This window comes from Alphaproteobacteria bacterium LSUCC0396 (assembly GCA_041228345.1).
Taxonomy (GTDB): domain Bacteria; phylum Pseudomonadota; class Alphaproteobacteria; order Puniceispirillales; family Puniceispirillaceae; genus UBA3439.
Genome location: CP166131.1, coordinates 1,612,520 through 1,636,933, shown reverse-complemented (window position 1 = coordinate 1,636,933; position 24,414 = coordinate 1,612,520). Strand labels below are relative to the sequence as shown.

Here is a 24,414-nt window from a genome sequence, read left to right as displayed (position 1 = left end):
TGAGTGCCTCACAAAGGAATACACCTTTCTCATCCGGCACCACTGACCACTGAAATGTAAGCATTTTATGTGCTAACAGGTCAGGTGGCGTACAGAATGAGTTAGCACTCAATCTTGCACATCCATTTAGCCAATATCTCCACGCCATAGCCTTTACCATAGCTGTGACCTATGCCATCGGTTGTCCAACCACCTATCGCATCAACGACATCTGATGGACATTCTACTGCTCTTAAACGGTCACGAAGGCTATGCCTCAATCCGTGGACAACATAGCCATTACCAATTACCCCTTTCATCCATTTATTGAGGGCGGCACTCGCTGAATTTGCTTTGCAAATATTGCCATCGCAGTATGAAGGAAAGGCATAGCTACTATCATTTTGTAGCAGCCTCCTAGATGCTAATAAGGCAGCCCCAACAAGTGGTATATGCCGCTGACTGCTCTTTGTCTTGAGGCGCCTCCATGCGTGTGGCTTAAGGCTTATGTAGGGTGTCTTTGCATCCATCACAAAATCTTCTTTGGATAACCCAACAGCCTCTGATAACCGCATACCGGTATCGCTGATTAAAGCTAGCAACCATCTCTTCTCATCATTTACCTTGATACATCTTTGCTGCAAGCGAATGAGTTTGTCTTGAGGGATTGGCTGTCTGTCTTCAGTGTCATTACGGTCAGGCATATAGGTTTTGGCGAAGGCGTTGTTACCTTCGATACCATGCTCCAACATCACGAGATTGATGATAGACCTGACTGAACCGAATATGCGTTTTACACTGCCTAATGATAGCCCTTTGGCAAACAGATGGTCACGAAATGCAGCTGCATCAGATGAGGCATAGGCAGTGATGGGTCTGTTACCCAATGCCTCAACTACATACCTGCTGTTGCGTATAGCAGCACGAACAAATGTTGGGCTATCTTTGTTAGCCTTCAACTGAAGATACATCTCAACAGCTTCAAGCAGAGTTGGACTTTTATCTTCCATGTCAGCTTTATCAACAATCAGCAGATGCAAAGCTGGCACATCCATCTTTTGCAATCTCAACCCATGCCAATAGTCATCCAACCTTTGGCTGATTGATTGAGCAGCACGAGATGCCGCTTTAGGTGATTTGGTACGAAGGCTTATACTGACCCTGTCACTACGATAGTACTGCCGCACATCAGCAGGCACTCGTCTGACAAAGTGATAAACACCATAGCGAACACGGATATATGAGGATTGATTGTACGTCATTCTGTACGCCACCTGACCTGTTAGCACATAAAATGCTTACATTTCAGTGGTCAGTGGTGCCGGATGAGGGAATCGAACCCCCAACTAACCATTACGAATGGTCTGTTATGCCATTTAACTAATCCGGCGGCATGGATGGCGTGGCGTTTGCCGATAAAACAGCAAATCCTGATCGGTGCCTTTATACCCTGTTCTCATCTTTGGCTTCAATAGGCTTTGCCGCGTCGCCAGCGGGTTTATGCCCATTTGACCAGCTGGCCTGTTTGATTAGCGGGCCTGTTTGATTAGCGGGCTTGTTCCGGTCGGTCGACGCCAAACAAGGCCAGCAAACTCGTCACAGCTTGGGCAAAAAGCCTGCCAGTCATCATGCCGGCCTTTACAGGCCGTGCAGTGCCATATCGGCTTGCTGTCCTCATCACTGCCATCAAAATCCCTTGCCTCGGCAAGTAACCGTTCAGCCTCGCCTTCAATTCCGGCGAGGCGCGCCTGTTCGGCAACCAGATGATAGCCGGTCTTTTGGTGCGCTGGATCAAGCTTTTGAAGCAGTTTGATCAGCCGGGCAATAAACTGGCCGTCATTGCTTTTCCATGCCGCCTTTAGCCTTGTGACAATCCCATTATGCGGGGCAAGCTGAAACGCCGTTTCCAAGATTTTTGCCGCAGTTGAATGCGCCTTATCGTCAAGGTAATGATCGGCAAGCATCATGACCGCCGGCAAAAAAGCCGGATCAAGTTTCAATGCTGCCTTCAATTCCTTGTTTGCCACTTTCCTATCATCGGCAAGGTCTTTTGCCTTTAGAACGTGCAAACTGCAACGCTGGCGCAAAATTGCTGCGAAAGAATCTGCCGCTACTACCATTTTGGCCTTTGATTTTTTCTGCTGGCGGCTGATGACCTCTAATGCAGGCAGCGCCGCACTCCAGTCATTACGGTCAATCTCCAGCCTGAATAAATGATCAGCAGCCAGAACCGAATTTGGCTTTAATGTGAGCGCTGCCTTCGCCGCGTCACGAGCCATCGCCGGATCCTGATCGTCAAGTGCCAACCGCATCAGCCCAATATGCCCCAAAAACGCCGTTTCACGGTCGTCCAACAGCGATGTAAAGTAACGCCGTGCCGCCTGATAATCACCAGCCAGATGCGCCGCCTGCGCCGCCAGTAAACCGGTTAATTTTGGTGCCTTTAACAGCCGGTCAGCGCGGCTTGCATATTTTCGCGCCTCGGCTGGCTCGCCCGCCGATACCGCCATCAACCCCAATGTCAGGGCATGGTGCCCAGCGTCTTCGCGGCGCTGGCGAAGCCGTCCACCAAGCCAGCCCGGCATGTCCCGAATGGCGCGCCATAGACGATCAAAAAATACCAGTATGAGCGCAAAAGTAACGATCAGCACAACCGCAAGGCTCGTCGGCAATGCCATTTCCCAACCAAGCCACTCAATTTGCACCTCACCGGGCTGGGACGCAAGCCAGCTCGCCGCTGCCGCTGCCGCGATAATGATTACAAAAAGAAGAATAAGCCTATTAAACATAATACGACAACAATCTGGCCGATGGCATTATGGCTGCTTGATCACGGCGGCAAGGTGGCTTGTCACCAGCACATTAACCGCCTTATCGAGTGATTGCCGCGCGGTGGCGGCCTGCACCCAGCGATCCAGCGGTGGCAGATCAGCACCTGACCATTGCTCAGCCGCCCGCAGTGCCGCCGCAAGATTCTTGACCGCCAGCGCTGCCTCGAACTGGCGCAAGGCCATTGCATTGCCGTCAGCCGCATCCCCTATCGGCCGCAATTGCACAAGCTGACCAATCTTGGCGCCAATTTTTTCCAGAAAGCCGGCATTATCACCGGCACGGTTCAAGGCTGTAGTCATTTGCGGCACCAGATTATAGGCGTCTTGGATCAATTGTGGAGCGCTTGCGGGAAGCGGGTTTGCCGTCTGGCGCAATTGATCTAAACCGGCCACCGGTACACCGCGATCGACCAACCCTTGAAGAAGCTGTACCCATCGATCAAGCGGCTGACCCGCCAGATTATCCGCCAATAGGCCACTGACAACCAGCAAACCGGTTTGTCCGGTACTCGGCAGGCCAGCTTGGCTAGTGCTTAACCGGTTAGCAGGATCAGCCGGAACAGACGTTTCTTGTGCGGCTTGGGACGGGGTTTTCCGAATTGCACGATCGGCAAGTCCGGCCTCAAGCGCGGCAAATCGGCGATCCATATCAGCGCGCCACGTGGCCAAATCAGAGGATGCCAGATCAGAAGATGCCAGATCTAAAACCTGATTTGGGGCCGCATTTGAGACGATCTTGGCTAGCTGATCCTGCAGTGCGGCAAGCGCCGCCTGTTGGCTTTCACGTTCCCTCGCAAGCCGAGCCATTAGCGCGGCCAGTCTCTCATCCAGTGCGGCCTGATCGATGGTAGAATTAATGTCTGGTGACGTTTGGCGCTTTTCGAGATTCTGTTGATTGGCGACTGCAGCCCGAGCTACCGCCATTTCTGCCGCGTGATGGCGGTGCTGCCAGATTGCAAACCCCACTAGCCCGATAGCAAAGACTGACAGGCCCAGCGCTGCAAATATAATTGCCTGAAACATTGGCAATGGTTTCGCTAAAAGTTTTGAGTCTGGTGCCCCCGAAACCGCATCAGACATGGACGCATCAGAGGGGGCCGCATCAGAGGGGGCCGCATCAGACGACGCCGTGTCATTCTTTGTGCCAGCCTTTTTTGGCGAGATGGTTTGGGCGGGTTTCTCGACCGCTTCACCGTCAATCATATCGCCCGGTCTAGCAGATGGTTGCTTTGGTTTTGCCATGATGCGCTGTGGTATGTCCTGTTTGCCGTTGGCCTGCGGTGATATCGTTCGATCACCCGCAAACTATATCCCTTGAAAACCATATCATAGCACCGCGACAAGATACCAGCATGACCTAAAGTATGATGGCGCAAATTTTCGTGGCGGTGGTCGCCTCACTGTTCACGTTGATGGCGCAGAACCGCAATTGCCATCAACCGGCTGCGGCGTGGATGGCGCGCCGTATAGACTTTCTTCCAGCCACTACCGGCGGCGCTGGCAATGGCATTGCTGCCAGCAATCAAACTGATCGACGCCAAAGCTGCATCCTGTCCGGCGGCGGCAATCGCCGCCCGAAACAGCTGGATTGACCGCGGCGACATGGCAATGACCGCCGCAATTTTTTGGCCGTCCAGCGCGTTGGTGATTGCTGGTGTAAAACCGGCCGCCGCAACCATCTGATAAACCGGCACCCGCTCGACGTCAAAATCCGGTAAAGCCGCTGCCATATCAAAGCTGATGTCAACCGCGCTTGGCCAGACCAGACGGCCAGTCGCCACCCCAAATGACGCACCAGCTTGCCGGATTGGCGCGATCAGGCCAGCCCCACCGCCATTACCAGTGATCAATCTGGAAAATCCAGCATCACGTGCAGCTGCCGCCGTTGCCGTGCCAACGACAAAGGCCGGTTTCATCATCCATGCCGCGGCCTTGGGCGATTGCCGGATCGCATCAACCGCATGACGGCTGGTAAAGATAACCCCATCATAACCGGCTGGATCGGGCAAATCATGCACCAGTGCTGTACCGCGCATAACCGGGCTGGCAAGCGCCGGAACACCATAACGTTGCAGCCATAATACATCACGATCAGCATCAGGCTGAGGCCGGATAATTAGGGTGGATTTTGCCATCATCATCCCTTTCTTGCCGCGAATTTTGCCGGCGCTTGCCAACCAGCCGGTCACCAGCTTGGTCGAAAACACTCCAATACTGCCGCCCGCCCGATCAATCGTGATCAGGCAAGAAACGCACGGCCCCCTGCAAGACCCAGTAATTCTGCACCCAATTCCGCGCCAAGCCTTTCTGCCTGATCGGCGGGGGCGCAGATTTGGCGGCGATGTGCGGCGCTGCCATCGGGCCGCAGGATCATCCCATCAAGCGTCACCTGACCGGCCTCATCAAGCACCGCACTTGCCGAAATCGGCGTCTGGCATGACCCGTCCAAAAAGCTAAGAAGCGCACGTTCGGCAGTCACCTCGACAAGCGCCTTAGGGCAGGTCAGGCCGCCGACAAGCGCCTTTACCGCAACCGCGCGCGGTGTATCAGGCGCGGCAATCTGCACAGCGAGCGCACCTTGTGCCACCGCAGATGGCATGATTTCGGCTGCAATCGGCGTATAGTCAATTTCGACACCAAGCCGTTTGATACCAGCAACAGCAAGAATAAGAGCGTCATAATCGCCGGCTGCTAACAACCCAAGCCGCCGGTTTAGATTGCCGCGGATTAGCTGGATTTGAAGATCAGGCCGGTAATTCAGCAAAATAGCGGCACGGCGCACCGATGCGGTGCCGATTCGTGCGCCCTTCGGCAAATCATCAAGGCTGCGATATGGCCCAACAAGCGCATCACGCCGATCTTCGCGTGTCAGTACCGCGCCAATTTCGGTGCCGGGGGCAAAGAATGTTTCCATATCTTTCATCGAATGCACCGCGGCATCGGAAACACCAGCCAAAATTGATCGTTCCAGCTCCTTGATAAATAGCCCCTTGCCACCGGCCTCGATAAGCGGGCGATCCAGAATCCGGTCGCCCTTGGTGGTCACCGGACGCACCGTAACGGCGGCAGGTTTCAATGCAGCGCACACCATCTCAGCCTGCACCATTGCCAACTGCGATGCGCGGCTTGCCAGCCTCAGCGGCTCGGCATCAAAAAACGAGAAATCAACTTTCATAGCACGCCATGTCTAAAGGGGCTGGAAGGCAAATGCAAAGCCAAAAACCCCGCTTTCGACAAAAACCATCGCACCCCGCCACTTTACCGAGAGGACTGGCATCTCAATCCGGCTTCGGATAAGGTGAGGCAAATTTGTTTTAGGAATTATTATTCATGGCTCAACGCCCCGTTATCATGCTTGGTATTGAAAGCAGCTGTGATGAAACTGCGGCAGCCATTGTCGCGGCTGACAAGACCATTCACGCCAATGAAATTGCGTCGCAAATTGACACACATGCAAAACATGGCGGCGTTGTGCCGGAAGTCGCCGCACGGGCGCATCTTGAAATGATTGATCAGGTGATCCGTGACGCATTGGCAACCGCCGGCATGACAATGGGTGATATTGATGCGGTTGCTGCCACTGGCGGGCCGGGTCTGATTGGCGGGGTTGCTATCGGCACGGTTACGGCCAAGGCCATCGCCGCAGCCCGAAACATTCCCTATTACGCGGTAAATCACCTTGAAGGCCATGCACTTAGCCCGCGTCTTGCCGATGATGTGGCTTTTCCCTATTTGCTGCTGCTAGTGTCAGGCGGCCATACGCAATTGCTGGCTGTTGTTGGCCCTGGACAATATCACCGTTATGGCACAACCATGGATGATGCGGCTGGCGAGGCGTTTGACAAATGCGCCAAGGCGATGGGGCTTGGCTATCCGGGTGGGCCTGCCATCGAGGCGGCGGCAAAGAACGGCAATCCAAAATCAATTGCCCTGCCGCGCCCATTAAAGGGCAGCGCAAATTGCCATTTTTCCTTTTCCGGCCTGAAAACCGCGCTTGCCAACCGCCTTGACCAGCTCGGCGGGCCCGAGGCCGCGCCATTGGCCGATCTTGCCGCCAGCCTGCAAGCCGCTATCGCAGATTGTCTTGCCGACCGTACCAAAATGGCAATGGCACGCTTTCGTGACGCTTTTCCGCCGCAAGATGGAATTCAGCCCGCCTTGGTGATCGCTGGCGGTGTTGCCGCAAATAAACATATTTTCACCTGTTTGCAGCAGGTTGCAGATGCCGCTGGGTTTCGATTGTCTGTACCGCCCGCCAAATTATGCACTGATAATGCGGCGATGATCGCCTGGGCCGCACTCGAAAGGCTGGACGCCGCTGACGATCTGGCCTTTGCGCCGCGCCCGAGATGGCCACTTGATCCTGAGGCTAGCCCGCCGCCGGGTCGAGGAGTCCGTCAATGAGCCGCGCTGTTGTTATTGGTGCTGGCAGTTGGGGGGCAGCCATCGCCAGCGCATTGCAGCGCGCTGGCCAGTCCAGCATGGTTCTGGCACGTCGTCAGGAAAGTGTTGATGCGCTGGCCGCTGGCCGCTGCCTGCACTTGCCGGATGCTGAACCGGCGGCGCCGATTGCCGCGACCCTTGATCCCGCCTGTCTTGATGATGCCGCACTGATTTTTGTTGCGGTTCCGGTGGTGGCGAATCAGGCCAGCTTTTTAACCATCGCTGAACGTCAGAACGGACGTCAGCCGGGCGCCGTTATTCTGTGCGCCAAGGGCATTAGCAAGGCCGATGATGGCAGTGCCATGCTGCTGAACGATCTTGCCGCAAGATCATTACCAGACCATCCCTTGGCGGTGTTTTCGGGGCCAAGTTTTGCCGATGAAGTCTTTGCCGGATTGCCCGCCGCACTGGTCGCTGCCAGCAATGAGACCGCCATTACCAACCGTATTCAAGATGCGTTTGAGGGCAGTAATTTGCGGCTTTACTGCAACGATGACCCGGTTGGTGTCGCACTGGCTGGTGCAATGAAAAACGTCATTGCTATTGCCGCTGGCTGTACTGTTGGTGCTGGATTTGGTGATAATGCCAAAGCCGCAATCCTAACCCGGGGCCTTGCCGAAATGGCCCGTTTCGCCAGCTTGATGGGTGCCAAGCCAGACACGATTTTTGGCCTTGCCGGTGTCGGTGATCTGGCCTTGACCTGCGCCGGGCCACATTCACGTAATATGGCATTTGGCATGGCGCTTGGGCGCGGTGAAACACCAGCAGCAAAACTTGCCGAGGGCAGCCGTACCGTCTCGCAACTGGCGGCATTAGCCAAAGCCAAAGGGGTCGATTTGCCGATCACCAATGCGGTGGACAAGCTGGTTAATCACGGGCAAGATTTGCATAGCGTTGTCGCAAGCCTGCTAGCGCGGCGTGCCGGCGCCGAATAGCGCGGCCATATTAAAGATCACGAACCAGATAAATCATACGAGGATCATGGTGCAATATTGGCTGATGAAATCCGAACCATCATCATGGTCGTGGCAAAATCAGCTTGACCGTGGCCGCGCTGGCGAGAGCTGGGACGGCGTGCGCAACTATCAGGCAGCGAATAATATGAAAGCCATGCAAATCGGTGATCTGGTTTTTTTCTATCATTCGGTCGATGAAAAACAGATTGTCGGCATTGCCGAAATATGCGCGCTTTATCATCCCGACCCAACGGATATCACTGGCCGGTTTGGTATGGTTACGATCCGCGCGGTAAAATCCATGAATCGGCCCGTTACCCTCGCCCAGATCAAGAGTGATGAACGCCTGGCCGATATGCCATTAGTGCGCCAGTCACGTCTGTCGGTAACCCCGGTTTCAGCCAGTCATTGGGCCGTTATTATGGAAATGGGCGAAACCAGCCTTTAGCCTTTTTTCGCCAAACGCGATTACTCATTAGAGGCGCGATCACTCACAGGCCGATTGCGAACTGCGCGGGCGTTTGATCAAAAACAGATTGCGCAGATAGATAAACAGCCCCAGCCCCTGTCCGCAGATGATCACCGGATCTTGCCGCCAGATCGCATAAAGCAGCAGAACCGCGCCACCGCCAATCGAAAAATACCAAAACGCAATCGGGATCACTGAACGGCCCTGACCCTCTGAAGTCAGCCATTGCACGATAAAGCGCATGGCAAATAACCCCTGTCCGGCAAATCCAACGATGATCATGATCTGTTCTGGATGTGTGGCAAGGCTGTCGGGCAAGAACGGAAACACAGCCAATAGCGCATTGGCAAATCCGCGTGCCACCATTTCAATTGATGCGGACAGATAGGCTATCATCGCGCATTTCCTTTTGCCGATTTTGGCTTATCAGATGCCTTTTTAACAGTTTTGGTGACATCTTTTTTCTTGGCAGATTTTTTCTTGGCAGAGGTCATTTTTTTGCCAGCTGCCGTCTTGCCAGTTACCGTCTTGCCAGCCGCTCTTTTTGGTGCCCTGCGTGGGGCGTTTATCTCATCTACTGCGCCTTGCATTGGGGCGCGGCGTAATAGCCACATCACCCCAAGCACGTCGGAAACGCCAACAAGCAACCGGTCCAGAATTCGGTATTTTGACGTTCCGGCGATCCGCGGCCGATGCGCCACCGGCACACCAAGAACGATACCGCCATTACGGCGCACAAGGCTTGGCATAAACCGGTGCATATGATTGAAAAAGGGCAATTGCAAAAACAGCGCCCGTGGCAGAATTTTAATACCGCAGCCCGAATCCGGATGCGTATCGGCAAGCAGGCTCGCCCGCACCCATTTTGCGCCACGCGACGCCACAAGGCGCATGGGGCTGTCATCACGCAGCTGCCGGATACCGGCAGCCATTACCATCTGGCCGCCTTTGCTGGCTGCAATCACTGTCGCCTCAAGCGCCGGAAAATCGGCTGGCACATTCTGCCCATCACCGTCTAGGACACCAATTAGATCACCATTTGCCTGCAACAGACCAGACCGGATTGCCGCACTTTGGCCAGCGCGATGAGCATGACGAAGCACGCGTAATTGCGGCACTGCGATCAATGCTGCGGCTAATTCATCTGCAGTTGCGTCATTGCTTGCATCATCAATATAGATAATTTCAAACCGGCGGCCGTCAAAAACGCTGCAAATCTCGTCGATGAGCGGGCGGATATTGCCAGCCTCATTCATCACGGGGACCAAGATCGAGATATCAACAGGTTGGCTGGCGGCGGTCATCGTCTGGGCATGGTTCTTTCTGGCAGCGGTTAATTTTACGGCCGTTAAATCTGGATGAATACCATTAGTGGAACAATCATAACAGCCATTATCGTTTCCCGCTTTTACTCCTTGCTCACTTTCGCGTCAAATATCTCGGCGCGATATAGCAAAATAAGCACGTCCTGGCCCTTTGATATGTTGAATCCGTTCACCTGTAACGGCGGCATTAGCCCAAGCTCTAATTGGCTGGCAGCCTCGAGAAATGCCGCTTGTTGGCGCGCTTCGATTAGCGCCAGCCCGCCAGGTGCCTCGACCAGAAACAAAGCAGCCTCTCTTGGGTCAAGCAATAGTAAATCACGCCCCAGCAAGAACACTAATGATGGTTCCTTATAACCGCTGGTCGCAATCGCCACTGGCGGGGTTGGCAAATCGGCAATTTTGGCGGCAATTGCACTGGAGACATGAATGCGCGACAGCGACGGAATAACGCCAGAAAAGACAACCATATGAAACAGCATTGCCGCGCCAATCATGCCAAAAAACGGTCGCCACAAGGCCTGTTTTATCCATAGGTGACCACACCACCCCGCCACCCCGGCGATAACTAGTGCCAGCAACGCAAACAGCATGGCCTCGCGGCTGGTCTCGCCGCCAAAGCGCATTGCGCCCCATAAACTTACCGCCGCCAATAGGCCGCCGACACCGATACCAAGATAGCGGCAAATCAATCCAGCAAGATAACGCCATCTAGCGCGCCCGTCTGATGGGTTTGACAGGGCTGTAACGCCGCCAATAAGCAGCAGAATAATCGCTGGAAAAACCGGCAGCGGATAATGCGGCAATTTGGTTGGGATCAATTCGATCATGACCCAGAACGGTACAATCCAGGCAAGTAAAAACCGGCTTTCGGCCCGTTTGGTGAATTGCCTGACCTCGGCCAATGCCCAAACCAGAAGCGGGGTCGCCGGCCAGATCAATAATCCAACGATCAGCGCATAAACCCCCGGCGGTGCGCCGTGTGATTCCTGCCCCGATTTCACCTTTGCCATGAGATCGCCACTTACCGCAGTTGATAAAAACGCGCCGTCGGTTGCGGCGGTGACCAGCACCGCCCACGGCAAACAGATGATCAAAACCAACATTAGCCCGGGCCAGAACCGGATGATCCGAAGCCAGCGATAGTGCCGATGCCACAGGCATAATCCGGCCAAAGTAAGCAAGGCCAGAACCGGCAAAACCGGCCCTTTAATCATGATCCCTGCCGCCATCGCAAGCCAGAACCATAGCCAGCCATATCGCGGTGCGGGCTGATCATTTTGCCAAGCGAGATAAAGCTGCATTAACGCCCATTGCTGGGCAAGTGCCAACGCCATCAAAACCGTGTCAGTTTTGGCAAGGTGAGCCTCGCCAAGCAGCAAAAACCCGCTGGAAAACAAAGCCGCCACCGCCAATGCAGCGCGCGGTTCGTATAAACGCAAACCAATATGGTAAAGCATGAAAACCGCAGCCAGCAGCGCGAATAGGTTTACCAACCGGTAGGATGAAATCGTTTCTGGCCCCAAAACGCGGGCAAAACCTGACTGTAGCCAGTAGATGCCTGCCGGTTTTTTTGCACGCAACTCATCTTGAAAACGAACCGTGACATAATCGCCTGACTGCAGCATCTGTTTGCTGGCCTGGGCGAAACGCGACTCGTCGCGATCCATCGGCGGTATCGAATGATGACCGAGTAAGATCATCACCGACAAGATAGCCATGAGGGCATATAAGGCCGCACGCGAATGAAAGAAGGGCAAAATTCGTTATCCTCTTATGCCACAAATGCAAAAAGCATAGCCAAGGCATAACAAGTTTCTCTGGGGTTAGGCAATGCGGATCGTCGATTATTAACCCTGATAGGGGTGTTAATGCATTTTCATCAGCAAAAATGAAATCTGTTTCACGGCGTGCTGGGGGTGCGTTATTCAGCAGCTTGGCGATGGCCGGTTTTTGTGCTGACATTGTGGGAACCTTCGGCGCAATCGAATAGGCATAAGATGCTGAAACCCACCCCGAAATCTGGCCCAAAATCTGCATCAAAATCTGGCCCGGTCTCCCAGCAGCACGACCATACCGGATGGCGTCATATCTGGCAGCTGGCATGGCCGATCATGCTGTCCAATGTAACCATACCGCTTGTTGGGGCGGTTGATGTGGCGATGATGGGGCGGCTTGATGATCCGGTATTTATCGGCGGTGTCGGGCTTGGCATGATCGTATTCAATTTCATTTATTTCGGGCTTGGTTTTTTGCGAATGGGCACAACCGGCCTCGTCGCCCAGATGTATGGTACCGGTCAGGATGATAAGATCGCGTTTTTGTTGATACGCGGTATTACCCTCGCTTTTGGTCTTGGCGGGGTATTTATCTTGGCATCACCGCTGGTCAGCACTATCGCGGTCAACGCGTTTTCTGCCAGTGAGCTGGCCGAACAGTTAATGGTCGAATATATCAGTATCCGCATTTTTGCAATGCCGGCGGCCCTTGCCAATATGGTGCTTCTTGGCGGGCTATATGGACGCCAGCAAATGCGGCTTGGCATGGGATTGCTGTTTCTGGTGAATGGCATCAATCTGGTGCTGGATGTCATCCTTGTCACCGGCTTTGGGATGAGTGTGAATGGTGTTGCACTGGCGTCAGTGGCGGCACAATGGGGCGGCCTCGCCTTTATGATCTGGCGGATTACGCGCCGCTGGCCAGGCCAGCTAGGCCGATTGCTTCGGCCGCCGACCGGCGCGCGCTTGCCCGAATGGCTTGACCTTGCCCCCTATCGCCAGTTCTTTAGCCTTGGCCGTGATATTTTTATCCGCACAATCCTGCTGATCGGTTGTGAAGCATTATTGTTGAATGAGGCGGCCAAGCTCGATGATTTGGCACTTGCCACGTGCCAGATCATGCTGTCGCTCTTTGGCCTTCTGGCCTTTGCCATTGACGGGTTTGCCCATGCTGCCGAAGCCCTTGTTGGCGAGGCTATTGGACGGCGGAATCCGCTTATGCTTCGCATTGTTATTCGCCGGACAAATTATCTGGCAGGCATGATGGCATTGATGCTGGCATGTCTGTTATGGGCGGGTCAGGGCGTCATCTTGGCATTGCTGACCAGCCAAGAGGAATTGATTATCTTTATTGATGACTATTGGAAATGGGTAATTATCCTGCCTCTCGTTTCGTTTTTGGCGTTTCAGATGGACGGTATTTTTGTTGGCGCAACAAAAGGCACGCAGATGCGCAATGCGATGATCATTGCCTCGGCTGGCTTTGCTATAGCCATTTTCTATCTTGCAGTCGGGCTGGCAGGTTTAATGGCAAGTTTTGCCAGTTATCTTGCGCTTCGCGGCATCAGCCTTTGGTGCCTGATCGGCCATGTTCACGCCGAAGCAGAACCGTTAAAAAATGACACATAATCTGCCGGCTTGGTAACCGCTGGAAGGCGCGCTATAGTCTGGCGCTGGAGAAGAATATATCGCCCAATATATTGTGGTTAATAGGGCTGACTGACGGGCGGGATTTGAAAAAGGTTTTAAAGCGATGATTGAAAAATTTGGTTTAAAAAGCGCTGGCGCAAACGGCACTGAAATTCGCCTGATGACAGCAGATGATTTTGCCAGCTGGCTGGCGAGCGCCACTCCAGCCCAACAGAATTGGGTGACCGCGCAGGGCTTTTCCGCCAAGCCGGGCAAGGCGATCTATTTTGCAGCAGATAACGGGCAGATTGATTTTGCCATCGGTATTTTTGGCAATCATGCAGTGTGGGATGGGGCGGCATTGGCGGCCAGCCTGCCAAAAAACCATTGGCGATTTATCGCTGCATCGGATGAGCTCAACCAGAATCTGCTCGAAAGCCTCAGCCTTGGATGGGGCCTTAGCCAATATCATTTTCACACCTACCGCGACACGCCCGCACCGGTGATCAATTTCTTGACACTGCATGATGATGTGAATGGCTCCCGCCTTATCGGCCAGCTGGGCGGAATCTATCTATGCCGTGACCTGATTAACCAGCCACCAAACCATATGACTCCGGCGGCTCTGCAAGCGGCAATGGAAACCCTTGCCAAAACACATAACGCCGCACTGGAAACCCATAGCGGTGCTGCTCTGGAAAAAGATTTTCCGGCAATTAATACTGTCGGTCGTGCCGCAGAAATTGGCCCCAGATTAATGGATCTTCGCTGGGGAAAAAGCGGCCCTAAAATCACCCTGATCGGCAAAGGTATCACCTTTGATTCGGGCGGACTTGACCTAAAGCCGTCAAAGGCGATGGAGATGATGAAAAAGGATATGGGCGGTGCGGCAACGGTGCTTGGGCTTGCCGAGGCGCTGATGACCAGCAATGTTAATATCCAGCTTCGCGTTCTGGTTGCCGCCGCTGAAAATGCTGTTTCGGATCGGTCGATGCGACCACTTGATATCATCGATACGCGCGCCGGCATCAAGGTAGAGGTTGGCAATACCGATGCCGAAGGCCGGTTGGTCTTGGCGGACGCGCTGACCTATGCGCTTGAGGGCAAAGCAGAAGATGCCCCGGATTTTCTGATTGATTTTGCGACCTTAACCGGGGCTGCAAGGGTGGCACTCGGCACCGAATTGCCGGCACTATTCTGCAATGACGACAGCACAGCAAATGCAATTTTAAATGCGGCAGGCGACGTCGGAGACCCGTTATGGCGATTGCCCTTGTTTGATGATTATGACCGGCATCTTGACGCTGGCTATGCCGCATTGTCGAGCACTGGCTTGTCGGGATATGCAGGCGCCATCACTGCCGCGTTATTCCTGCGGCGGTTTGCTGGCAAAACCAGCAACTGGGCGCATATTGATGTGATGGCATGGAACCTTGCATCACGACCGGGCCGACCAAAAGGCGGCGAGGCAATGGGGCTTCGTGCGATCTATAGCTTTATCGAGTCTTTTTAAAAAAACCTAATAGCCGCGGCTCCAATCAACCCGATTGTCAGGCTCGTTACCGGCCATAATGGCACGGATTGCTGCGGCGACCTGCATCGCGGCAGTGTTTGGATTTGTTTGTGCCGCAACGTGAGGCCAGACGGTGATTTTGGGGTGCGCCCAAAAGGCATGATCGGTTGGCAGTGGCTCAGTTGCAAACACATCCAAGGCCGCACCAGCAATCTGCCCGCTGGCAATGGCCTCTAGCAAATCCGCGTCTACCAGCTGGGGGCCACGCCCGCCATTGATGATATAGGCACCCTTGGCAAGCTGGTTAAATAGCTGGCTGTTCATAATGCCCGTTGTTGCTGGCGTTAATGGCAGCACTGAAATCAGGATATTCAGCCCGTCAAGAAAGGCAGGTAAATTTTCCTCACCAGCAAAAATTTCAACATGTTCGACCTGTCGCACGCTGCGCGCCCAGCCGCGAACATCAAAGCCCAAGCTGGCAAAGCGGCGTGCCATCACACTACCGATCGCGCCAACACCCATAATGCCAACCTTGGCACCAGTTGCCGGACGCTGCACAACCGGTGCCCATTTCGCCGCCGCCTGACAATCACGATAATAAGCGCCGTCCCGCCAGAAATCCAAAGCGGCCAGAATTGCCCAATGGCTCAGCGCGTTTGACATATCCGGGTCGACCAGCCGTACCAGCGGAACATCACGCGGCACGGTGGGATCACTCATCATATAATCAACGCCCTGACCCTGCATGATGATGCCGCGCAAATTCGGCATTTTGGCCAGCTGGCCCTTTGGGGGTGCCCAGACCAGTGCGATATCAGCACGCTCACCCTCAGGTGACATCAAATCGACAAGGGTAAAATCATCAAGATGCCGACCAAGCTTGGTATGCCATCCATCCATTTTTGAACTGCCGTAAAAGCCGATTACTGTCATGGGATAATCCTTGATTTCGATAGGTGATGCGAGGGGTGACGGGCGGCATCAGCCTGCCCTAAATAATCATGCCCTAAATAATAATGCGGATAGATTATCACTGTGCCGATATTAACGCCATTGCCGCCTGATGCAATTGCGGCGTTGCCGCCGCCAGAATGCTTGTTGAATGGCCCAGCCTGATCGGCGCGCCCTCAAGATCGGTAACCGTGGCCCCCGCAGCCTCCATCAGCGCAACGACTGCCATCATATCATGGGCCGCAAGACTATCTTCCATCACAAGATCAATATGACCTGCAGCTAGCAACGCGTAATTATGGCAATCACCACCGTAATTTGTTACGGCAACCTGATCGGCTAGCCGGTCAAAATCAATCAGGCGTGCCGGGCTTAATGCACGCGGCGACGTGGTTGCCAGCTTGGCCGCAGCTAATTCGGTTTGCCGGCTAGGCGTCATCGCCATGCCATTACATTCAGCATGAACCGCGCCGGAAAAACCGTTAAGGCCAATATAGCATTCACCAAAAACTGGCATATCAACAAGGCCGGCAACCGGCCGATCATGATGCAAAAGCCCGACAAGAGTGCCAAAGGCCGGTTTGCCGCTGATAAAGGCTTTGGTGCCATCAATCGGGTCTATAATCCAGCTATAAGGACTGTCAGATTTGCCGGTGGTGCCAAATTCCTCGCCGATAATCATATCATCGGGGAACCGCGCCGCGATTGCCGCGCGCAATGCAGCCTCGACCTCACGGTCAGCAATTGTTACGGGCGACAGATCTTGTTTGGTTTCAGTGGCAGGGTTCTGGCGAAACCATTTCGAAATGATAGGCCGGCTTATCAATGGCAAGCCGGCCAGAAAGGCAATCATATCAGCCGAAGTGCCAGCCGGAATGTTAGGCGCGTTAGTTGGCACCTTCGGCTGCGATATCATCAGCGCTTGGCAAGGCAACTGGGCTATCCGCCTTGTCACGCATCCATGCGATCAGATTTGCCCTGTCTTGTGGCTTTTTCAAACCGGCGAAATTCATTTTCGTGCCGCTGATATAGGCCTTCGGCTTGGCTAGAAACGCGTTCATTGACTGGTAATCCCACTGGCCACCAAACTCGGCAAGTGCGGCTGAATAAGCATAGCCCTCGGACGCTGCGATTGGCCGGCCAATAACATTCCACAAGGCCGGGCCGACTTTATTTGCGCCGCCAGCGTCGAACACATGACACGCCGAACATTTCTTTGACAATTTCTCACCAGCACCAAGATCGGCACCAGCTAGCAGCGCCAAAATTGGTTCAGGTCCAGCGTCTACCGGAACTGCAGACGCAACCTCAGTGGTTTCGGCAACCTCAATGACATAGGCGTTTTCAGCAAGGTCTTGGTGCGGTACCAAAACATCGGCGATTTTGATGCCTGCCATTAACAGCAAAGCAGCAAACAAAAACCCTGCGAACACTTTATTCAAGCGCAACTCATCCATGCGTCATTCCCGAAACCGGGCTCCCAATTTTAACCAGCCCAAGCGGGCAAGGCCTGTGATCGATATTCTTGCGGTCAAAAAACCAAACAATCCGTGGTTAATTAGCGAAATTCCGGCCGCCCCTCAACCCCCTATCGTATGCATCAGCACGTTATTTCAATAAATTGCTTTGCGCAAAACTGAAATATGTGATGAATTGCCGAAATCATGGCAAAAAATGGCACAAAAATCATCATTATTCCGGCACGGCTTGCAGCCAGCCGCCTACCGGGTAAGCCACTGGCCGAAATTGGCGGAAAAGCTATGATTCAGCTTGTGTGGGAACGCGCCATGGCCGCCGATATGGCACCCGTCTATGTTGCGACAGATGATCGCGCCATTGCCGATGTCATCACTTTGGCGGGCGGCAAGGCAGTTATGACACGCGCGGATCACCCGTCCGGATCTGATCGCGTCTTTGAAGCCATCGAGACAATTGACCCCGACAAGCATTTTGCACAGATTTTAAATTTACAGGGCGATTTGCCTGATTTATCGCCGGATATTCCGCATTTACTTGGCAAAACGCTGGATCGCGGCAACGCTGATCTGGCAACGCTGGTCACACCAGCCAGCGAAGCCGAAGCCGCGCGCCCGCAAGTGGTAAAGGCGGTGGTAAGCTGGCAAGATACCGTCTATGGCAGGGCGCTTTATTTCAGCCGTGCCGCAATCCCCACCGGCACAAGCGATCTCTATCACCATATCGGCGTTTATGGATGGCAGCGAGAGGCGTTGGCGCGTTTTGTTGCGCTACCGCCCTCTAGGTTAGAGCAGGCGGAAAAGCTGGAACAGCTTCGCGCGCTGGAAGCCGGAATGACAATTGGCGTTGGTATAACAGCGAGTGCCCCCGGCGGTATTGATACAGCTGAGGATCTAGAGGCCGCGCGCCAGCGCGCCGCAATCGACGCCAAGCTGGCAATGCTGAACGATTGACAGCACAGCACAGCGCTCGTAAAAACGGCCGATTAGTCGGATCAGGATAAAACGAAGGTTCGGGTTAAAAAGTCGCCAAGCTAAAGGAAAGTCGCCGAGCTAAAGGAAAGTTAATGTCAGACGCAGCACATAAAATTGCCTTTCAGGGTGTTCCCGGGGCCTATTCGCACATGGCGTGTCAGGCTGTTAAGCCGGATATGGAGCCTGTTCCGTGCGCGTCCTTCGAGACGATGCTGACCGAAGTACAGGAAGGCCGCGCCAATCTTGCGATGGTGCCGGTTGAGAATTCGACTGCGGGCCGGGTTGCAGATATCCACCATCTGTTGCCGTCATCGGGGCTTTATATCATTGGCGAGCATTTCCACCGGGTAAATCATCACATCATGGCACCGCGAGGGGCGACGCTCGACGGGCTGACCCATGTTCACAGCCATGCGCAAGGTCTGGCACAATGCCGCGAGCGCATTCGTAAACTTGGCCTGACGCCCGTTATGCATCCCGATACCGCCGGCGCCGCCAAAGATGTTGGTGCTGCGGGTGATCCCACGGTCGGCGCGATTGCCTCACGGCTAGCAGCTGAGATCTATGACCTCGATATCCTGTTTGAATCAGCCGAAGATGATGAACATAACACGACACGCTTTTTGCTGATGTCGGCAACGCCAGAATTGCCTGAACGCGGCGGTGCGATGATGACCACACTGGTCTTTCAACTACGCAGCGTTCCGGCCGCGCTTTATAAGGCGTTGGGTGGTTTTGCCACAAATGGCATCAATCTGACCAAGCTCGAATCCTATATTCGGGCTGGTGTTGCCGAACAGGCGCAATTCTATATGGATGTACAGGCACATATTGATGATCCGGCGATGCAGAATGCAATGGAAGAACTATGCTTTTACTGCACCAAGGATGAGGTGCATGTTCTTGGCACCTATCCGGCAAGTCCGGCGCGAGCCTAGCCGACGATCGGCACGCAACGAGGTCTGACAGGACTTTTTAAAACTGTGATTTTTTCGGCCGTCACCCTGTTCTTGGTGATAAAAAACTTGTCCAAGCCGCCGCTTTGTTTCATACAGTTAGACAGGAAGGCTGGGTGGACGTTGCCCCTGTCGATCCGGTCAGATCCGAAAGGAAGCAGCCGAGGTAGGATGTTGACGGGTCATCCAGTCTTCCACTGACTTTTGGCGTTTGGCAGATCGCGTTTTTAAAAGGCTGCGGTTGCTATTCCCTGAACAAGTTTGGGGTCCCTGAGCAAGTTTGGGGTCCCTGAATAAGTTTGGGGATAGGGTCAATCAGATCTTATGCTGCCATCAAACACCAACCACAGCCGACCCGATTGGTCACATTTTTTTGACCATAAGCAAGAGACCGCAGTTAAAGAGATAGGTGTTTACCGGCCGATGACTGACACCGCCAAGCCAGCTTATCGCGTATTGGCACGCAAATATCGCCCCGAGACGTTTTCCGAATTGATTGGTCAGGATGCGCTTGTTCGCACGCTTGGCAATGCGTTGTCACTTGGCCGGCTTGCCCATGCTTTTGTGCTGACCGGCGTTCGCGGTATCGGCAAAACATCGACTGCCCGCCTGCTTGCCAAGGGGCTGAATTGTATTGGCCCCGATGGCAATGGTGATGCCACGCTAGAACCATGCGGCGGTTGCGAGCCATGCCGGTCAATCGCTCAGGGCCGCCATGTTGATGTTCTGGAAATTGACGCGGCAAGCCATACCGGCGTTGATGATGCGCGTGAAATTATCGAAGGGGTTGGTTATCGCCCTGTCTCGGCGCGCTATAAAATCTACATCATCGACGAAGTGCATATGATGTCGAAAAGCGCGTTCAACGCCTTGCTCAAAACATTGGAAGAACCGCCGGATGCGGTGAAATTCATCTTTGCCACAACCGAAATCAGAAAAGTACCAGTAACGATCTTATCGCGCTGCCAGCGTTATGATCTTCGCCGGGTGCCAGCGGCGATGCTTGCCAGCCATCTGCGGATGATCTGCCAGCGCGAATCAATCGAGGCTGATGACGACGCTTTAGCCGCGATTGCACGGGCGGCCGAAGGTTCGGTTCGTGATGCGCTGTCCCTGCTTGATCAGGCGGCCGCGATGACTGCAGATAAACTGACCAATGATATGGTTGCGGATATGCTTGGCCGGCCCGGGCGGCGCGAATCGCAAACTGTCCTGACCGCAGCGCTGGCTGGTGATGCGCCAAATGCGCTGGCCGCGTTTGCAACGGCCTATAGCCACGGCGCCGAACCCGAAATGCTGGTAGGTGATCTGCTTGATTTGATCCATCTTGCCAGTATGCAGGCGGCTGGGGGCAGTGATGAGGCATTGATCGAAAGCGAGCGCGAGATGATCACCGGCCTTGCCGCTAGCGGAATTGCCCGCCTTGGCCGCGCATGGCAGTTACTGCTAAAAGGGCATGGCGAGCTGGGACAGGCGCCCAATCCAGCTGCCGCTTGCGAGATGCTGATTATCCGACTGGCCCATGCGGCACAGATGCCAACGCCCGGCGAATTAATGCAGAAATTACCAACTGCTAGCAACACCCCGCCAGCCGCAGCCCCGCCAGCCACAATGACGCCAGCGGAAAATAGCGCCGCGCCCCGATCCACAAAGACAGCCGCATCATCAGTCAGCCAAACCACCGCTGGGAATAGTGATCCGGCACCCCGCCAAGCAGGCATTTCTGGCAATACTTCTGACAGCACTTCTGGCAGCATTTCTGGCAACCCTGTGGCCGCACCATCCACTGCCGAGGCACCGCCGGCGCCAAGCTCACTTGCTGAAATTACAACTCTGGCTGAAATTACAACTCTGGCTGAAATTACAACTCTGGCTGAAATTACAACTCTGGCCGATATTGTGACTCTGGCCGAGACCAATGATGAAATGCTGCTAGCTGCGCGTATTCGCAATCATGTGCAGCTTGTTTCATTGAAACCGGGAAATTTGCAGGTCAGCCTAGTTGGAAGCGCGCCAGATCAGCTGGCAGGTGATATCGCGCGTTACCTCAGCCAATGGACCGGCCAGCGCTGGTTGGTGTCTTTGGCCGGGTCTGGCGGCGAGAAAACCCTTGCTGAACAACAGCGCGATGCCGACGAAAAACTGCGCGATACAATTGCTGGCGAACCGTTGGTGGCGCAAATTCTTGAAATTTTCCCCGGTGCCATTATTGATGAGATCAAAGCTAGCCAAGCCGCCGATGCAGATATTCTGGCCAGTGATGACGGGTCTTTGGACAGCGAACAAAATGCCGATGATGAGGAGATGTCGAGATGATGCGTAATATGGCAGGCATGCTGAAGAAAGTGCAGGAGATGCAAACCCGCATGGAAACAATGCAGGCCGAACTTGCTGTCATGGAATTTACCGCAATGGTTGGCGGCGGCGCGGTAAGCGCAACGGTTACTGGCGAGGGCAAGCTGCTGAAATTAAAGCTGGACCCTGATGCGTTAGACCCGAATGAGGCTGATATGCTGGAAGATATGATTTGCCTCGCCACGAACAACGCGCTTGATCAGGCAACCGCCGAGAAGGCGCGCATGATGAAAGATATCACTGGTGGCTTGCCGCTACCGCCCGGCATGAATTTACCGTTCTAGAATGCATGACTCGCTCGAAAATCTAATCCGCAGGCTTGGCCGTCTGCCCGGACTTGGCCCCCGGTCGGCGCGGCGCGCGGTTTTGTTTCTATTGAAAAACCGTGACCGGCTGATGCTTCCACTTGCCGAGGAACTGCATGACGTTGCCAGTAATGTGCGGGCTTGTGTTGAATGCGGTAATCTGGATATTACTGACCGGTGCAGCATCTGCGCCGACAACCGCCGCGACCGCAGCCGCATCTGTGTGGTTGAGGATGTTGGTGATCTGTGGGCGATGGAACGTGCCGCAGTTTATCGCGGGCTGTATCATGTTTTGGGCGGCACGCTCAGCGCGCTTGATGGGCGCGGCCCCGAGGATTTGCATATTGACCGGCTGATCCGCCGCGCCAGCATTGACGAGACAGCAGAAGTGATTCTTGCGTTATCGGCGACCGTTGATGGGCAAACAACCGCGCATTATATCGGCGAGAAACTGACCAACCTGTCGTTGGAAATCACTAGGCTGGCGCATGGGATGCCTGTTGGCGGCGAGCTGGATTATCTTGATGACGGCACATTGGCACAGGCGTTAAAAGCCCGCGCCAAGCTCGAACTATAATCAAGCGCGATACGCCGCTAGCAAATCATATTTGGCTTGGCTACGGCAGGTGCAGCCTGATCGGCATCAAGCACCTCAATCTCATCAATCTTATCACCTCGCGAAATGATCTTACGGGTCGAGGTTTGGATATCTGAGATATCATTTTCGGCTTGGGAAAGATGCGTTGCGAGCTTGCCAACGCGTTCTTCAAGGCGATGCACATCCTTCATCATCAAATCGACCTGTGTCTGGATCAAACCGGCCGCTTCATGCATCCGAGCATCGCGCAAGATCGCCCTGACCGTGTGCAACAGCAGCATGAGATTATCTGGCCCTGCCATATAGACACGCGCCTTGCGGCTGGCCTCGACCAGCTTTGGCAACTGAATGTTAATTTCTGCATAGACGGATTCTGACGGCAGAAACAGAATGGCGCTTTCGGCTGTTTCGCCCGGAATAATGTATTTTTCGGCAATATCCTGAATGTGTTTTTTAACATCTATTTCAAGCAAACGCCGCGCCGCCTCACGTTCGGCATCATTTTCCGCACCCGTTAAACGCCGATAGGCTTCAAGCGGAAATTTCGAGTCAATCGCAATTGGCCCGGGCGGGTTAGGCAGCCGCAGCAGACAATCAACCCGGCGCCCATTGCCAAGGGTTGCCTGAAAATCAAACGCGTTTTCCGGCAAGGCATCACGCACAAGATTTTCTAACTGCACCTCGCCAAAACTACCGCGCGCCTGTTTATTCGATAGAATATTTTGCAGCTGTGTTACTTGGGTGCTTAGGGCAGAAATATGGGTGTTTGCTTCGGTGATTACAGCCAGCTTTTCGGCCATACCGGTCAATGATTTGGTTGTACGTTCATTCTGATCGCGAAGTGATTGCTCCAACCGATTGCCAAGGCGGCCCTCGCTTTGCGCCATCTGCTCGGCGATTAATCGTTGCAATTCATTAGATTGGCTTGCCATCTGTGCAAGCTGGCCGCGCAACTCGGCAAAATCTTTACCATTTTCTGGCGTTCGGCCACGCCGCAATTGCACCAGCCCCAGCAGTATCACGCCCAAAAGGGCTAGAATCAGTATCATTTCTGTGCCGGTCATTTTTACCACCTATATAGCCAGTGCCTAGTATAGCCGTTGGCGCTTTGATAGACTGCCCACCAAATATACTTTCTGGCCGGTTAAATCATTCTGCTTAAATCATTCTGCCCGCACCAACTTTGCTACCCTAGCAACTTGACTGCAACGACACCATCTTCTAATCCATGAAAGCAGAATAACCCACGGCGGGATACCAGGGTGTCCGGACTGCTATATTCGCCATTTTCGATTCGCCGTATTCACATATTGGCCGCGTTCATATTTGGGAAATTTCGATCATGCCAGCCACTGCCAAACTTATACCAATTATCAAAGTGCCAGATCCGGTTTTGCGCGAAATCGCAACGCCCGTTGCCGAAATTACTGACGGAACGCGTCAATTGTTAGATGATATGGCGGCAACAATGTATGACGCACCCGGCATCGGGCTTGCCGCACCACAGATTAATATCAGCCAGCGCATTATCGTTATGGATTGCGGTAAGGATGAAAGCCCTGAACTGTTCAAGATGATCAATCCGGAAATCATTAGCCAGTCAGATGCACGTTCAGTACTTGAAGAAGGCTGCCTGTCAATTCCGGATCAAACGGCAGATGTAGAACGGCCAGCCGAGGTGGAAGTGCGCTATCTAGATGAGAACGGCACAAGCCAATCACTGGTCGCAACCGGATTATTGGCAGCCTGTGTTCAGCATGAAATCGACCATTTAAACGGGGTTTTGTTTATCGATCATATATCACGGCTGAAACGTGATATGATCCTGCGCCGGGTTATGAAGGAAATGCGTCAATCGGCGTCACGCAACTAATCGAGG

General features: G+C 53.9%; 23 protein-coding genes, 1 tRNA gene and 1 other RNA gene. 12 read left to right on the top strand and 13 right to left on the bottom strand.

From position 1 onward, the window contains the following. Window positions 1-101 precede the first annotated feature (101 nt). The 6 genes from AB8881_07870 to hemC form a co-directional block, all read right to left on the bottom strand. Window positions 102-1,241, bottom strand: a complete 1,140-nt coding sequence (locus AB8881_07870; protein XDZ62466.1) for a DUF6538 domain-containing protein — start codon at window positions 1,239-1,241, stop codon at window positions 102-104. A gap of 54 nt (window positions 1,242-1,295) precedes the next feature. Next, window positions 1,296-1,369 (bottom strand) — tRNA-Thr (locus tag AB8881_07865). Between the two features lie 139 nt (window positions 1,370-1,508). Next, window positions 1,509-2,768: a heme biosynthesis HemY N-terminal domain-containing protein gene (locus tag AB8881_07860; protein ID XDZ62465.1), complete on the bottom strand. Its 1,260-nt coding sequence runs from the start codon at window positions 2,766-2,768 to the stop codon at window positions 1,509-1,511. 27 nt (window positions 2,769-2,795) lie between these two features. Continuing rightward, window positions 2,796-4,052 (bottom strand): hypothetical protein, encoded by a 1,257-nt coding sequence (locus AB8881_07855; protein XDZ62464.1) that lies wholly within the window; start codon window positions 4,050-4,052, stop codon window positions 2,796-2,798. 155 nt (window positions 4,053-4,207) lie between these two features. Next, complete coding sequence (locus AB8881_07850) at window positions 4,208-5,017, bottom strand: uroporphyrinogen-III synthase (protein ID XDZ62463.1); 810 nt, start codon at window positions 5,015-5,017, stop codon at window positions 4,208-4,210. A 32-nt stretch (window positions 5,018-5,049) separates the two neighbouring features. Next, window positions 5,050-5,985 (bottom strand): hydroxymethylbilane synthase, encoded by a 936-nt coding sequence (gene hemC, locus AB8881_07845; GenBank protein XDZ62462.1) that lies wholly within the window; start codon window positions 5,983-5,985, stop codon window positions 5,050-5,052. 155 nt (window positions 5,986-6,140) lie between these two features. Between hemC and tsaD the strand changes: the two genes are divergently transcribed. The 3 genes from tsaD to AB8881_07830 are packed head-to-tail and all read left to right on the top strand — an operon-like array spanning window position 6,141 to window position 8,657. Continuing rightward, window positions 6,141-7,214, top strand: coding sequence for a tRNA (adenosine(37)-N6)-threonylcarbamoyltransferase complex transferase subunit TsaD (gene tsaD / locus AB8881_07840; protein ID XDZ62461.1), 1,074 nt, complete (start codon window positions 6,141-6,143; stop codon window positions 7,212-7,214). Continuing rightward, on the top strand, window positions 7,211-8,188 hold the full coding sequence (locus tag AB8881_07835) for an NAD(P)H-dependent glycerol-3-phosphate dehydrogenase (GenBank protein ID XDZ62460.1): 978 nt from the start codon (window positions 7,211-7,213) through the stop codon (window positions 8,186-8,188). The genes tsaD and AB8881_07835 overlap by 4 nt, the downstream gene beginning before the upstream one ends. Window positions 8,189-8,237: 49 nt before the next feature. After that, entirely contained in the window at window positions 8,238-8,657 is a 420-nt protein-coding gene (locus AB8881_07830; protein ID XDZ64534.1) for an EVE domain-containing protein, read from the top strand. A gap of 39 nt (window positions 8,658-8,696) precedes the next feature. On the opposite strand, the gene AB8881_07825 is transcribed toward AB8881_07830, so the two are convergent. The 3 genes from AB8881_07825 to AB8881_07815 all read right to left on the bottom strand — a co-directional run bounded on the left by AB8881_07825 (window position 8,697) and on the right by AB8881_07815 (window position 11,703). Continuing rightward, on the bottom strand, window positions 8,697-8,960 hold the full coding sequence (locus tag AB8881_07825) for a lipid-A-disaccharide synthase N-terminal domain-containing protein (GenBank protein ID XDZ64533.1): 264 nt from the start codon (window positions 8,958-8,960) through the stop codon (window positions 8,697-8,699). A 110-nt stretch (window positions 8,961-9,070) separates the two neighbouring features. Further along, window positions 9,071-9,982: a glycosyltransferase family 2 protein gene (locus AB8881_07820; protein XDZ62459.1), complete on the bottom strand. Its 912-nt coding sequence runs from the start codon at window positions 9,980-9,982 to the stop codon at window positions 9,071-9,073. A 104-nt stretch (window positions 9,983-10,086) separates the two neighbouring features. Then, window positions 10,087-11,703, bottom strand: coding sequence for an ArnT family glycosyltransferase (locus tag AB8881_07815; protein XDZ62458.1), 1,617 nt, complete (start codon window positions 11,701-11,703; stop codon window positions 10,087-10,089). Window positions 11,704-12,000: 297 nt separating this feature from the next. Here AB8881_07815 and AB8881_07810 point away from each other — a divergent pair, with 297 nt between their 5' ends. Both AB8881_07810 and AB8881_07805 read left to right on the top strand, forming a co-directional pair. Next, a complete protein-coding gene (locus AB8881_07810) occupies window positions 12,001-13,407 on the top strand; it encodes an MATE family efflux transporter (GenBank protein XDZ62457.1) in 1,407 nt (468 codons plus the stop codon). Between the two features lie 124 nt (window positions 13,408-13,531). Further along, the gene (locus tag AB8881_07805) at window positions 13,532-14,920 is read left to right on the top strand and encodes a M17 family metallopeptidase (protein ID XDZ62456.1); all 1,389 of its coding nucleotides are present in this window, start codon (window positions 13,532-13,534) and stop codon (window positions 14,918-14,920) included. A gap of 6 nt (window positions 14,921-14,926) precedes the next feature. Here AB8881_07805 and AB8881_07800 read toward each other — a convergent pair whose 3' ends face one another. The 3 genes from AB8881_07800 to AB8881_07790 all read right to left on the bottom strand — a co-directional run bounded on the left by AB8881_07800 (window position 14,927) and on the right by AB8881_07790 (window position 17,328). After that, window positions 14,927-15,853, bottom strand: a complete 927-nt coding sequence (locus tag AB8881_07800; protein ID XDZ62455.1) for a 2-hydroxyacid dehydrogenase — start codon at window positions 15,851-15,853, stop codon at window positions 14,927-14,929. Between the two features lie 97 nt (window positions 15,854-15,950). Further along, on the bottom strand, window positions 15,951-16,787 hold the full coding sequence (locus AB8881_07795) for an inositol monophosphatase family protein (protein ID XDZ62454.1): 837 nt from the start codon (window positions 16,785-16,787) through the stop codon (window positions 15,951-15,953). Beyond that, window positions 16,759-17,328, bottom strand: coding sequence for a cytochrome c family protein (locus AB8881_07790; GenBank protein ID XDZ62453.1), 570 nt, complete (start codon window positions 17,326-17,328; stop codon window positions 16,759-16,761). The genes AB8881_07795 and AB8881_07790 overlap by 29 nt, the downstream gene beginning before the upstream one ends. Before the next feature lie 207 nt (window positions 17,329-17,535). Between AB8881_07790 and AB8881_07785 the strand changes: the two genes are divergently transcribed. The 6 genes from AB8881_07785 (at window position 17,536) to recR (ending at window position 22,514) form a co-directional block, all read left to right on the top strand. Further along, window positions 17,536-18,300 carry a 3-deoxy-manno-octulosonate cytidylyltransferase gene (locus tag AB8881_07785; GenBank protein XDZ62452.1) on the top strand — a complete coding sequence of 255 codons (765 nt, stop codon included), beginning with the start codon at window positions 17,536-17,538 and terminating at the stop codon, window positions 18,298-18,300. Between the two features lie 113 nt (window positions 18,301-18,413). Then, window positions 18,414-19,259, top strand: a complete 846-nt coding sequence (locus AB8881_07780) for a prephenate dehydratase (GenBank protein XDZ62451.1) — start codon at window positions 18,414-18,416, stop codon at window positions 19,257-19,259. A gap of 123 nt (window positions 19,260-19,382) precedes the next feature. Beyond that, an RNA gene (ffs, locus tag AB8881_07775) (signal recognition particle sRNA small type) lies at window positions 19,383-19,477 on the top strand. A 223-nt stretch (window positions 19,478-19,700) separates the two neighbouring features. Beyond that, entirely contained in the window at window positions 19,701-21,593 is a 1,893-nt protein-coding gene (locus AB8881_07770; GenBank protein XDZ62450.1) for a DNA polymerase III subunit gamma/tau, read from the top strand. Further along, entirely contained in the window at window positions 21,590-21,916 is a 327-nt protein-coding gene (locus tag AB8881_07765) for a YbaB/EbfC family nucleoid-associated protein (protein ID XDZ62449.1), read from the top strand. The genes AB8881_07770 and AB8881_07765 overlap by 4 nt, the downstream gene beginning before the upstream one ends. Before the next feature lies 1 nt (window position 21,917). Beyond that, entirely contained in the window at window positions 21,918-22,514 is a 597-nt protein-coding gene (recR, locus tag AB8881_07760; GenBank protein ID XDZ62448.1) for a recombination mediator RecR, read from the top strand. A gap of 17 nt (window positions 22,515-22,531) precedes the next feature. Here the strand turns inward: recR and AB8881_07755 are convergent, their stop codons facing one another. After that, on the bottom strand, window positions 22,532-23,599 hold the full coding sequence (locus tag AB8881_07755) for a DNA recombination protein RmuC (protein ID XDZ62447.1): 1,068 nt from the start codon (window positions 23,597-23,599) through the stop codon (window positions 22,532-22,534). A gap of 278 nt (window positions 23,600-23,877) precedes the next feature. Between AB8881_07755 and def the strand changes: the two genes are divergently transcribed. Then, complete coding sequence (gene def, locus AB8881_07750; protein ID XDZ62446.1) at window positions 23,878-24,408, top strand: peptide deformylase; 531 nt, start codon at window positions 23,878-23,880, stop codon at window positions 24,406-24,408. Window positions 24,409-24,414: the final 6 nt, after the last annotated feature.